The sequence below is a fragment of the Mammaliicoccus sp. I-M35 genome, assembly GCF_022386455.1.
Classification (GTDB): domain Bacteria; phylum Bacillota; class Bacilli; order Staphylococcales; family Staphylococcaceae; genus Mammaliicoccus; species Mammaliicoccus sciuri_A.
This window is the reverse complement of sequence record NZ_JAJNIL010000006.1, coordinates 84779-98378: the sequence shown is the minus strand read 5'-3', so window position 1 is coordinate 98378 and position 13600 is coordinate 84779. Positions and strand designations below refer to the sequence as shown.

General features: G+C 32.5%; 9 protein-coding genes. 4 read left to right on the top strand and 5 right to left on the bottom strand.

The genetic code is table 11. The features are described 5' to 3' along the window. Positions 1–88: 88 nt before the first annotated feature. The gene (locus LQ679_RS14810) at positions 89–3787 is read left to right on the top strand and encodes an N-acetylmuramoyl-L-alanine amidase (RefSeq protein ID WP_275589915.1); all 3699 of its coding nucleotides are present in this window, start codon (positions 89–91) and stop codon (positions 3785–3787) included. 148 nt (positions 3788–3935) lie between these two features. Beyond that, complete coding sequence (locus LQ679_RS08265; RefSeq protein WP_239762430.1) at positions 3936–4937, top strand: acyltransferase family protein; 1002 nt, start codon at positions 3936–3938, stop codon at positions 4935–4937. 52 nt (positions 4938–4989) lie between these two features. Here LQ679_RS08265 and LQ679_RS08260 read toward each other — a convergent pair whose 3' ends face one another. Next, positions 4990–5526 (bottom strand): hypothetical protein, encoded by a 537-nt coding sequence (locus tag LQ679_RS08260; protein WP_025905464.1) that lies wholly within the window; start codon positions 5524–5526, stop codon positions 4990–4992. Between the two features lie 126 nt (positions 5527–5652). On the opposite strand from LQ679_RS08260, the gene LQ679_RS08255 reads away from it, so the two are divergent. Together LQ679_RS08255 and LQ679_RS08250 are read left to right on the top strand one after the other, a co-directional pair. Next, positions 5653–6810, top strand: coding sequence for an aminotransferase class I/II-fold pyridoxal phosphate-dependent enzyme (locus LQ679_RS08255; RefSeq protein WP_239762428.1), 1158 nt, complete (start codon positions 5653–5655; stop codon positions 6808–6810). Positions 6811–6825: 15 nt separating this feature from the next. Continuing rightward, entirely contained in the window at positions 6826–8424 is a 1599-nt protein-coding gene (locus LQ679_RS08250; protein ID WP_239762416.1) for a M20/M25/M40 family metallo-hydrolase, read from the top strand. Between the two features lie 509 nt (positions 8425–8933). On the opposite strand, the gene menB is transcribed toward LQ679_RS08250, so the two are convergent. Genes menB through LQ679_RS08230 form a run of 4 tightly spaced genes read right to left on the bottom strand, consistent with a single transcriptional unit; the run spans position 8934 to position 13546 of the window. Then, positions 8934–9755: a 1,4-dihydroxy-2-naphthoyl-CoA synthase gene (gene menB / locus LQ679_RS08245; protein ID WP_025905467.1), complete on the bottom strand. Its 822-nt coding sequence runs from the start codon at positions 9753–9755 to the stop codon at positions 8934–8936. Next, positions 9728–10549 (bottom strand): 2-succinyl-6-hydroxy-2,4-cyclohexadiene-1-carboxylate synthase, encoded by an 822-nt coding sequence (gene menH / locus LQ679_RS08240; RefSeq protein WP_239762414.1) that lies wholly within the window; start codon positions 10547–10549, stop codon positions 9728–9730. The genes menB and menH overlap by 28 nt, the downstream gene beginning before the upstream one ends. Continuing rightward, positions 10530–12209, bottom strand: coding sequence for a 2-succinyl-5-enolpyruvyl-6-hydroxy-3-cyclohexene-1-carboxylic-acid synthase (menD, locus tag LQ679_RS08235; protein WP_206167216.1), 1680 nt, complete (start codon positions 12207–12209; stop codon positions 10530–10532). The genes menH and menD overlap by 20 nt, the downstream gene beginning before the upstream one ends. A 2-nt stretch (positions 12210–12211) precedes the next feature. Then, complete coding sequence (locus tag LQ679_RS08230) at positions 12212–13546, bottom strand: isochorismate synthase (RefSeq protein WP_239762412.1); 1335 nt, start codon at positions 13544–13546, stop codon at positions 12212–12214. Positions 13547–13600 lie beyond the last annotated feature (54 nt).

Here is a 13600-nt window from a genome sequence, read left to right as displayed (position 1 = left end):
ACATTACATTTCATAAAAAGTTCATCTTTTAATATTAAAAAGCCTTATACTGTTTATAAATAAATACCTATACAAAAGGAGATTGTTTATGGATAAAAAATTCTATTACAAAACCCCCGCACTTGTAGCAATGACATTAGCAGGTACTACGCTTGTAACACATCAAGTTAATGCAGAAGAACAAACAACAAACAAAGAAAATAAAAACATCATTGAACAACACGATAATGCTAGTCAAATTCAAGATGAACAAAAAGAATTAAAAAGCCAATCTTTAAACGTTTCAGGTACGAAAGAATATAAAGATCCTTCTATCATTGATGAACCAAAACAAGAAGTGGAAAATACAGCTGTTGAATCAGTACAACCTACTTCTAATGAAGAAGAGCAAAATTCTGATGTAGCTTCTACTGAAGATAATGCTGAAGTTTCAAACAACGAAGACGTTTTTGATGACTCAGTTCAACCTACTTCTAACGAAGAAGAGCAAAACACTAATGTAACGTCTACTGAAGATAATGCTGAAGTTTCAAACAACGAAGAAGTTTCTGAAGATTCAACTCAACCTACTTCTAACGAAGAAGAGCAAAACTCTGAAGTAGCTTCTTCTGAAGATAATACTGAAGTTACAAACATTGAAGAGGTTTCTGAAGATACAGCACAAACTGCTTCTAACGAAGAAGACCAAAACACTAATGTAACGTCTACTGAAGATAACTCTGAAGCTACTAATAATGAAGAAGTTTCTGATGACTCAGTTCAACCTACTTCTAACGAAGAAAAACAAGACTCTGAAGTAGCTTCTACTGAAGATAACTCTGAAGTTTCAAACAACGAAGAGGTTTCTGAAAATTCAACTCAACCTACTTCTAACGAAGAAGAGCAAAATTCTGATGTAGCTACTACTGAAGATAATGCTGAAGTTTCAAACAACGAAGAAGTTTCTGATGACTCAGTTCAGCCTACTTCTAACGAGGAAGAGCAAAACACAGATGTAACGTCTACTGAAGGTAATACTGAAGTTGCGAACAACGAAGAAGTTTCTGAAGATTCAACTCAGCCTACTTCTACTAATGATGCTCAAAATACTGAAGCGGCTACTAGTACTCAAAACGACAAAGTTCAATTAGAAACTGCTAGTGTTCAACCACGAGTTAGCACTTTTGCATTTAGATCTGTAAGTAGTGCGCCTGTTGTTAAAAAAGCAGTAGCTACTACTAGTTCTTATAGTCCTACAGTAAGTTCATCAATTAATAGTCAAATTAGAAATAATAATTATACAGTGCCGACATATGTTGAAGATTTTTCAAGTCATATTCCTAAAATTCCATATCGTAATGGTGTTGGTAAACCTGAAGGAATTATTGCACATGAAACTGCAAATCCTAATTCAACAATTCAAGGTGAAATTGCATATATGAAAAACAACTACGAAAGTGCTTTTGTACATGCTTTTGTAGATGATAATAATATTATTGAAGTTGCGCCAACTGATTACTTAGCTTGGGGTGCTGGTGGTGTCGCAAATGAACGATTTATACATGTTGAATTAGTTCGTGTTTATGGCGGAGATCGTTTTGCTCGCTCTATTAACAATTATGCAGATTATATCGCAACAAACTTATCATATTATGGCTTACCATTTGATAGTGCTGAAAATGATGGTACTGGTACTTTATGGTCTCATGATGCCGTTTCAAGATATTTAGGCGGCACAGATCATAGTGATCCATATGGTTGGTTTGCAGAAAATAATTATACTTTCAATGAGCTTGTAGATTTAGTGAGAGAAAAATATTTATATAAAACAGGTAGCGCAACTCAACCTACTACACCTGTAACGTCTAAACCTAAGACTTCTACGCCTGTAGTTTCTAAGCCTAAAACGACTACGCCTGTAACGTCTAAACCTAAGACTTCTACACCTGTAGTTTCTAAACCTAAAACGACTACTCCTGTAGCGAGTCCTGCTAAAACAGTAGTTGTTAACTATAAAGGTAAAGTTAATACAAATGCATCAGGTGTCTATAGTTCAGTTTATGATACTAAAACAAAATCAGCTGCTAACAAAGTAGGTAAAACATTTAATATCGGTAAACAATCTAACTATAACAACCAAGTATATTATTTATTACAAGATAATAACGGTACACCTTTAGGTTGGGTGAAATCTAGTGATATTCAACTGCAAAATAATACTAAAGCAACTCCTAAACCTGTTGCTTCTAAGAATGTAAAACCTAAAGCAACTCCGAAACCTGTTGCTTCTAACACTGCGAAACCTAAAGCAACTCCTAAGCCTGTTGCTTCTAACACTGCGAAACCTAAGGCAACTTCTAAACCTGTTGCTTCTAATACTGTAAAACCTAAGGCAACTCCTAAACCTGTTGCTTCTAACACTGCGAAACCTAAGGCAACTTCTAAACCTGTTGCTTCTAACACTGCAAAACCTAAAGCAACTCCGAAACCTGTTGCTTATAAGACAACAAAGGCAAACGCAGTTGCTAAAACAGTTCGTGTTAACTATTTAGGTAAAGTTAATAAAAATATTTCTGGTGTATATACTTCTGTATATGATCAAAAAACTGTACCTGCCATCAACAAAGCAGGAAAAACATTCAAGATTGGTAAACAATCAACTTATAACAATCAAACATATTATCTACTTCAAGATAATAATGCTATTCCATTAGGATGGGTAAATGCTAAAGACATTCAATTGCAAAAAGTAACAACACAACCAAAAGTTGTTAATAAACCAACTGTTGCTCAACCTAAAAAGACTAATGCTATAAAATCAAGTGCTGTTAACAATCAACCTATTGTCTTAAAAGAGAATTATCAAAACTACTTAATTTTTGATAACAGTGGATATTTCTATAGTGAACCTTCAGTATCTAAAAAGACATTACTCGGTTCATTACAAAACTATCAATATTCATACTTTAAAGTGATTACATCTCAAAAAGTTGGTAATGAATTATGGTATAAAGGTTTATTAAATGGTAAAACTGTATGGATTAACGCTAAGTATTTACAACTCGCTACAGAATCAACAAATATTTCAACTAGCCCATACACGTTAGATCAAGCTGTTGATATTCAAATGGCATTAAGAAATGGTTCTGAACCTAAAAAAGTATTAGCAAGTGGTATTAGAAATGCTACTAGAGCTGAAGTTAAAGATGCAATGGATACAAGTAAGTATGTAAACGATCCAGTTCAAAAATATCAATTTTTAGACTTAAACAAATCTCAAAATATTTCAGTAACTAAACTAAATGACTTGTTACGTGGAAAAGGAATTCTTGAAAATCAAGGTAGTGCCTTTAGCCAAGCTGCAAAAGCAGTAGGTATTAATGAAATTTATTTAATTTCACATGCATTATTAGAAACTGGTAACGGTACAAGTGATTTAGCTAACGGTGGAGCAATTGACCAAAATGGTAATGTTGATTTAAATGCACAAACAAAATATTATAATATGTTTGGTGTTGGCGCTATTGATAAAAATGCATTATACGGCGGTATTAAATATGCTCAACAAGCAGGATGGAACACACCTGAAAAAGCAATCCTAGGTGGTGCTCAATTTATAGCTAATAATTACATTAAATCAGGACAAAACACACTTTATAAAATGAGATTTAATCCACAAAATCCTGGGGTTCATCAATATGCAACAGGTATAGACTTCGCTAAGTCTAATGCAAAACGAATTAGCGACTTCTATCAACAGATTCAAACAGACGGTCAATATTACGATGTCGACCAATATAAAGCATAATATTAAAGTAAAAACCAATGCCTTTAATAAGGCATTGGTTTGATTTTATAGTGTTAACGAAATAAAATTATTTGTACTTTTGAAAAATTTAATTTATAATCTACATTTCAAGTAATTTGTAGATTATCGTTTTAGGGGAGCACTTTTCATGGCAAACGAAAAAGAAAGAGACCATTATTTTGATAACGCACGATTTTTCTTAATTGTGTTAGTTGTATTCGGTCATTTAACAAGATCTTATGTTAATGAAAGTCATATTTTCAAAGCACTATATATGTTTATTTATAGTTTCCATATGCCAGCATTCGTACTGATATCAGGATTCTTTGCTAAAGGTGTAGGAAAACCAGGTTACATAAAAAAAATTACAATCAAACTCTTACTACCTTATTTAATATTCCAATTATTTTATGGTTTATATTACTACTATATTGATAGAGACGATACATTAAATATTAGTCCCTTCGATCCACAATGGGCAATGTGGTTCTTAGTAAGTTTATTCTCATGGCATATTATTTTGCACTTTGTGAGAAACTTCAATCCATATATCACATTTACAGTAGCAATATTATTAGGTTTAGTTGTTGGTTACTTTGACTTTATTAATGCAAAACTTAGTCTATCAAGAACATTTGTATTCTTCCCAATTTTCCTATTAGGCTATTACATCAATAAAGAACAGTCATTAATTTTAAGAAATAAAAAGCATATTTGGTTATCTTCCATTAGTTTAATTGTTATTTTCATCGCTTATTTACTTACTGATTATAACTTTGAATGGTTATTTGGTAGCAAACCATACTCTGCACTTGAAGGCGATGTAGACGTTTATAGTGCATTAAAAAGATTATTTATATATGTCGTCATTTTCGTTTCAACATTTAGTTTCTTAAACTTAATACCAGAACGTAAATTACCATTAACTTATATTGGTTCAAGAACAATGTTTATTTATTTACTACACGGACTTTTCGTAGGTCTATTCCGTTCAAAAGAATGGGATAGAATGTTATTAGACCAACCTTATGTTTGGGTTGCAATCATTCTTATAACAATTGCTATTGTTTACTTCTTCAGTAGCGATCTTGTAAGACATTACGCTAATCCCGTTGTTAACATTAAAAAGCCACCAAAAAAGAAAAAATAAATATAGAAAAGCCAATCCATTGAGTACTTAACTTAAGGATTGGCTTTTTTGTTTATCTAATTAATGTTGCATAAGATATCGTGCCTATAAATTTATCTTCACTATTCAATAAATATGCTGGTATTTGAACATGTTTATGTGTAATGGGCGCTAACTCATGATTGTTATTATAAAGATTCTCTAATACTTCATAGCTCGCACTTAATAAGTATGTTAAATAATCTACCCACTCTTGCGTATACGGTGTATCTGACTGAATAAATAATATTGGATTCTCTTTTTTAGACGTTGGTTGCATAAAATCAGAAACAAATTTTCTTTCGTCTAATGATAGTTCTTCTTTCACTTTAAATTTGATATGAAATTGCGCATTCTTAATAAGTCGATTATCTTGCCCGAAATAATATCGATGAAAATGTGGTAATTGAGCTTCTGCTCTACAAATATGTATTGAATCTTCTTCAAATGAAACCATCCATTGTTCATCATTATTTTGTATCAATACAAACGTTGGATGTGGTAACCAATCAAAAATATTTAAAGATAGTAGTAACTTTAATCGTTGATTCATATTAGCTAAATTCACCATATAAACATCCCCTATTATTGTAATGTTTCCCTTATTGTAATACGTTTTCTAAATTTTTGCTATATTCATTTATTTGTATGCTTTTTAAAGTTATAATTAAACTATCGTTTTGAAGAGGTGAAAAAAATGCAATTACCATTAAATAAATTTGCATCTCAACTTCAAGTGTCTGGTATTAGAGCGATATCTAACCGTATACCTGAAATTGATGATGTGATTAACTTAACAGTTGGTCAACCCGACTTTCCTGTACCAACAAGTGTTAAAGAAGCAATGAAAGATGCAATTGATCATAACTTTACATCTTATTCCCATAATGCTGGTTTACCAGAATTGAGAAAAATCGTTGCACAATATTATAAAAATCGCTTCAATGCTTCATTTAAAACAGATGAAATCCTCATCACTAATGGTGCAAGCGAAGCGTTAGACACGACATTAAGAGGGATTCTTGAACATGGCGATGAAGTATTAATTCCTTCACCAGTATATGCTGGGTATGTCCCCCTTATCGAATTGTTAGGCGCTAAACCTATATACATAGATACTACCCAAACTGGCCTTAAAATAACACCTGAATTAGTTAAATCTCATATTACTGATAAGACGAAAGCTATCTTGCTGAATTATCCTAATAACCCTACTGGTATTACGCTGAATCAACAAGAAGTAGAAGCACTTGTTGATGTATTTAAAGACTACCCTATTTATATAGTCAGCGATGAGATTTATGCTGAGAATACATTTAATCAAACCCATACATCTTTCGCTTCATATGACGCAATCAAAGATCAATGTATTTTACTAGGTGGCTTAAGTAAGTCTCATTCAATGACAGGACTTAGAATTGGCTTTTTATTAGGACCACAATATGTTATGAAACAATTAACATTTGTACATGCCTATAATTGTATCTGTGCAAATGTACCGAGCCAATATGCTGCAATTGAAGCATTAACAAATGCAATTGATTCACCTAAAGAAATGAATAAAGCGTACATAGAACGTAGAGATTATGTCTATAAGCGACTGATTGATATCGGCTTTAAATTAAATGAAAAACCTCAAGGTGCATTTTATATTTTTCCGCAAATTTCACATTTCGGAATGGATGATTATGAATTCTGTATGAAAGCTCTTGAAGATTACCACGTCGCGATTGTACCTGGTTCAGCTTTCACTCATATTGGCAAAGGCTATATTAGAATTTCATATGCTTACAATTTAGAAGCACTTGAAGAAGGACTGAATAGATTAGAAAGAATGATTCAAGAACTATTTTAAAGGGGCTGAAACACAATGGATTTATTATGGCAAACGTTTGAAGATAGAAGCGATTTACTTAAAAGCTTGGTCAGACATCAATCTATAACACATTCAGAAGGAGAAAAGACTTTTCCTTACTTTTTAAGGGATCAATACTTAAAGTTAGATTATTTTAAGCGTAATGCTGATCAAGTTATGCTGCAACCGACTGGGGATGGTCGTCATGCAGTTCTTGCATATTACAAAGCACCACAATCAAAAAAAACACTCGTTTGTATAAGTCATTTTGACACGGTCGGTATCGATGATTATAGCGAATATAAAGATGATGCTTTTGATATGGATAAAATTACAGAGAAATTTCGACAAGATATGAAATACTTAACGCCTGATGCTAAAAAAGATATCCAAACACAAAATTATTTATTCGGACGTGGTTCAATGGATATGAAACCAGGTCTTATGATACATATGTCTCTGATAGAAAAAGCAATCCAAGAATCATGGGATATTAACATAATCGTAGTTTCAGTACCTGATGAAGAAGTTGAGTCTAAAGGTATGCATGCTGCCGTTCAAAAGCTCAATCAAATTCGTAAAGAAGACCATTTAGATATAGCTTTACATTTAAACAGTGAACCTACTTTTTCACAAGCAGAAAATGACCCAAATCATTATGTTTATTCAGGTACAATAGGCAAAATCATGCCTTCAGTATTATGCTATGGTAAAGAAACACATGTTGGACAACCATTGAATGGTATTAGTTCGAACTATATACAAAGCTTTATTAATAGCAAAATGGAATACTGTACTTTGTTTAAAGAAACATATAAAGATGAAACTACACCACTTCCTGTCTCTCTCATGAGTAGAGATATTAAAGATCATTATGACGTTCAAACACCATTTAGAACTGTTTCATTATATAATGTATTCTTATTTAACAGAAATGCAGAACAAGCTTTTAAAATTTTTAATGATGTTGTTAAAGATGCCATTCACAATTGTGAAAAAGCATATCAAGAAACATTAAAATCCGAGGGCTTTGATAAAAAGTTATCCATTAATATCTTAACTTTCAAAGAATTAAAAGCACTTGCAATAAAAGAGTATGGTGAAAGTAAAATTAATCAAATCATTGAACAAATTGTTCATGAAATTCCTGATGAAAGAGCACAATCAATAGAAATTACGGATCGATTTATGCATATGCTGAAAGGTTTAGGACCAAGTGTTGTGACATTTTTTGCACCACCTTATTATCCTGCTGCACACTCTTCTGAAGATCCATTTATTGATGAAATCGTCCAAACTGTTAGTGAAACATCTTTAAAACAGTTTGATAGAGTGTCAAAAAGACAATATTTCTTTAATGGTATTAGTGATCTGAGTTATGCCAAATATAGACAAGACGATTTAGGATTTGAAAGCTATATTGAGCAAACACCTGTGTTTAATCAATCATACTTTATACCATTTAAAGATATACAAGAAATAAGTGCACCTGTCATAAATATTGGACCTATCGGTAAAGATGCTCATCAAGTAACAGAACGCATCAATATGAAAAGTGCGTTTGAAGAAATACCTACTATTATTGAGCAAGTTATAAGAAAACATTTATTATAAAAATAAGAGTTTGGGACAGAAATGTTCTAGACTCTTTTTCATATTTTCAGAAATATAGGTCTGAACATTGCAAGTGGGGCGTGACTAGCAATGTTGGAGGGCTGAATATTGCTAGTGGAGGGTGACTAGCAATGTTGGAGGTCTAAATATTGCAAGTGGAGGGTGACTAGCAATGTTGGAGGACCTTGTATTTATCAAGACTAGCCAAACAAGATAAATAGGCGCTCTGTATTTATCAAGACTGGCCAAACAAGATAAATAGGCGCTCTGTATTTATCAAGACTGGCCAAACAAGATAAATAGAAGCTCTGTATTTATCAAGACTACCCAAACAAGATAAATAGGCGCCCTGTATTTATCAAGACTGACCAAACAAGATAAATAGGTGACTCCTATATTGCAAGACTACCCAAACAAGCAACATAAAACACTTCATATACAGATATTTTTTCCATAAAAAAGGCTGAGACATTATAAAATGTCTCAACCTCTTATTTTTTGTATCAATATTAAGGAAACTTAGGAAATTGATCGAAGTCTGGTTGACGTTTTTCTTTGAAAGCGTCTCTTCCTTCTTTTGCTTCGTCTGAAGTGTAATATAATAATGTTGCATCACCAGCAAATTGTTGTAAACCAGCTAATCCATCAGTGTCAGCGTTCATAGCAGCTTTTAAGAAACGTAATGCAGTTGGTGAATGTTGCATCATTTCTTTACACCATTGAACTGTTTCATCTTCTATTTTATCTAATGGTACAACTGTATTTACAAGACCCATATCAATCGCTTCTTGTGCATCGTATTGACGACATAAGAACCAAATTTCACGTGCTTTTTTATGTCCAACAATTCTTGCTAAATAGCCTGAACCATAACCAGCATCGAATGAACCTACTTTAGGTCCAGTTTGACCAAATCTTGCATTTTCAGCGGCAATTGTTAAGTCACATACGATATGTAGTACGTGTCCACCACCAATAGCATATCCTCTAACCATAGCTACTACTGGCTTAGGAATTACACGGATAAGACGTTGTAAATCTAATACATTTAATCTTGGAATTTGGTCATCGCCAACGTAACCACCATGTCCACGAACAGATTGGTCTCCACCTGAACAGAATGCTAAGTCGCCTTCACCAGTTAAGATGATAGAACCTACTCTTTCATCATCTCTAGCTCTAGAGAAAGCATCGATCATTTCTTGAACTGTTAAAGGTGTGAATGCATTACGTACTTCTGGACGGTTGATTGTAATTTTAGCAATACCTTCGAAAAATTCATATTTAATTTCTTTATATTCTTTTATAGTTTCCCATTGTCTTGACATAATTTGCCTCCTAAAATAAATTCTATTATTATTGTATCAAATTTTGAGGGTTGTTCCACATGAATTGTGTGCCCAGCATCATTAACAATATAAAATTCACTATTTTTTATACTTTCGTTCATTTGTTTACCTATTTGAATAAACTTTTCATCTTTTTGACCGACGATAATACAAGTTGGCACAGTCATTGTATTCAAATGATGCCAATTGGATGGTTGTGAACCTGTACCATAATCTTTTAGTGCTTTACTTAAGCCATTAGGATTTTGAGAAAGTCTCATTTGTTTAATACGTTCTCTTTCTTCAGTAGAAAGTATAGACTGACTATTAAATAATGGAAGTTTAGACCATTCCTCGACAAACTTAGGTAATCCAATTTCATGAATGCGCGCTGCTCTATTATGATCGACTTCAATTCTATTCTGTTTATCTGATGGATCTTTAAGTCCTGGACTAGCACTTTCTAAAATCAAGCCGTTTAATAACTCTGGGTATTGCACAGCAAAGCTTAACGCAACACGCCCACCCATTGAATATCCATGCAAATAGACCTTTTTAAGCTCTAAATAATCAATGACTTCTTTAATCTTAGAGACAATAAAATCCATTGACCATATTTCATCATAACTTGATTCATCATGTCCATGTCCAGGTAAATCAATGGTTATGACATTTAAGCCTTGGTTACTTAACGTACGCTCAACTAAATGAAATGATGTATGATCACTGATGAAGCCGTGTAATAAAATAATAGACTGTTTAAGTTCATCATACGACTTAACGTGGTGATTTAACATATTGGATACCTTTCATTTGTTCAAAAAGTTGTCTATGTGTTGCGGTATTTTCTTCTCTATTCGTTAGAATTTCGTATAAATAAGAACCGAATTGAGGTAATGTTTGTTTCTTATAATCAGAAACGCTTTCAAATTTTTCATAACCTAACTCATATAGATGTGCAACATGTTGGAAATCTAAATCTAGTGGCGTACCGAATAATTTCTCAAAATGTTCAGGTGCTTCTTCTTTTGGTGCTAAGTAATTGAAGATGCCCCCACCATTATTGTTTAAGCACACAATTGTAATATCTAAATCATGTAGTTTACTCATTATCAAGCCATTCATATCATGGAAGAATGAAACATCACCAATGATAAGTGTAACTTTTTTATATACAGACATACCAAGTGCAGTCGACACGACACCATCTATACCATTTGCACCTCTATTAGCAGCTATTTCAGCTTTTGAGTTTAAATTAAATGTATCGACATCTCTTATTGGCATACTATTACCAACAAATACAGTATCTTTAGAGGTCATTTTTTTCAATAAACTACCGACTGCAGCACCTTCATCTGTTTCTTCTTCGATATATTTTTCAATCAATGCACTTGCTTCTTTGTCCATAGTTAACCATTTTTCTAACCAATTCTTGTTTTGAGTTGGTGATACATCTTGAGCTTGTCTGAAGAAATCATTTGGACTTAGTTCCACTGAAATCGTTGGTACTTTAGGATAAGCATCAGGTGTATCATTATTTTGCACAAGAATTTGCGGACATTTAACTTCTTTTAACCAATTGTTTAAATGTTTCGAAACGACTGGTTGCCCCACTCTAATAATAAATTGTGGTTCAATACTTAAACCACCTTTGAATAATGCATCATAAGTAGAAATCACATTTGGATGATTTAATTTTCTTAAATTACTTAATGGATCAGCTAATATAGGAATATTATGAATCGCTGAATAAGTTAATATTTGAGATAAATCTTGACCTTGTGTATCTCCTACAATAACGACACCTCTTGGTTTTTCGATATATGTTTGTATACTCGTAAAATCAATCGATTTTTGATATTTTGTTTCTAATTTTCGTTTAGAAGACAAATATCTTCTTAATTTCACATTAGGAATTAATGGTTCTCTAAATGGAAAATTAAAATGTACAGGCCCTCTTTGTGGACCAACAAAATGTTTTTCAGCTTTAATCATATTCATATTAATTGCATTTAATGTACCCTCTGAGTCATCAGCTATAGGCATATCAAATTGAAACTTCGTAAAGTTTTGGAACATATTTACTTGATTGATTGCTTGAGGTGCACCAACATTACGTAATTCATGTGGTCTATCACTCGTTACAACAACAAGTGGTAAACGACTAATAAATGCTTCAGATACTGCTGGCATATAATTTGATGCAGCTGTTCCTGACGTACAAATGATTGCGACAGGCTTTTGACTTGCTTTAATTATGCCAAGTGCAAAAAATGCTGCGCTTCTTTCATCTGGATGAACCCATGTTTTTAAATGTGGATGTCTTTCACAAGCTATCGCTAATGGTGTAGATCGTGATCCAGGACTAATAACAACATCATCGACACCATATTCATATAATTTAGAAACAAATGTAAATACTTGTTTAGTGAGACTTTCAGTATGTGTACTCAATTCTACATCACTCCTAGTGCTTTCAACATTGGTTTAAATTTTAAGTCTGTTTCTTCAAACTCAGATATTGCTTCAGAATCTTTTACAATACCACAACCTGAATACAATGTTGCAGTATGATTGTTCACTAACATAGAACGAATAGATACAACAAATTCACCATTGTTTTCTAGATCGATATAACCTAATGGTGCACCGTAAAATCCTCTTGTTCCAAACTCTTCATGTTCTATAAATTTTATCGCTTCAACTTTAGGAAATCCTCCTAATGCTGGCGTTGGATGCAATTGATTAACAATTTCTAATACATTTTCAGATAGTAAATCTGCTTGTATTTTAGTATATAAATGATATAAATGCTTGTTAGTAAGTATGGTAGGCTTTTTGTCGTATTCAATGTGTTTCGTAAATGATTGAATATCATGAATAATACTATCCACTACATAACGATGTTCAAATTGATTTTTAGAATCATTTAGAAGTTCATCTTTTAATTCATCATTCTTTGTTTCATCTTCTGTTCTTAAAATCGTACCAGCAATTGCATTTGTATATAGTTTACCATCTTCTATTTGGCATAGTTGTTCAGGCGTTTGTGAAATAAATTTGGATTTACCTGATTCAAATAGCAATAAGTAGCTTGATTCATTTGAATCTAATGATCTTTGTAATGCATCTTCGACATTAACACGATCTTCAAATTCGATTTGTCTTCTTCTGGATAGTACGACTTTTTGTAGTGCTACAGATTGATTCATTTGTGAAACAACTTTAGTAACTAACGCTTTCCATTCTTCACTTTGAATATCTTTATTTTCCACTACTACAGGTTCACTCGATTCGATTTTTTTATTTTCTGTTTCTAAAATATTTATAACTTCTTGAATGTTGTCGATATCGAATTTGTTACTATGATCCGTATAAGTAAGATAATAATGACCATTTTCTTTTGTTACCAAATATTTAGGCAATACAAAATGACTCATCCCGTAATCTTTCCATTCATTTGTTAATGAATGCTCAGAAAATTGAAAGCCACCAAAGAATTTTAGATGGTGCTTTTCATCATGTAACTTAATCGTATTTAATTGTTCTTTAATATTTTGCCAGTATTCATATATATCATCATGTTCTAGATGCGAATACCTAGCTTCTAATAAATATCCAATTCCACACATTTCTAATTTAGAATCTTTAGATTTGTAATAAAAATGTTGTCCTGTATAATTGATTTCTTCCCTTAATAAATGGATTAAATCTGGTTGATATTGAAGCTCAATTTCAACTGAAATATAATTTTTATTTCCATCGATTTCAGAAATTATCTGTTGCTTCAAATCCGTCCTCAAGGCCATTTCACTTCCACTTCTTTCCGAAAAATATCTATCTAC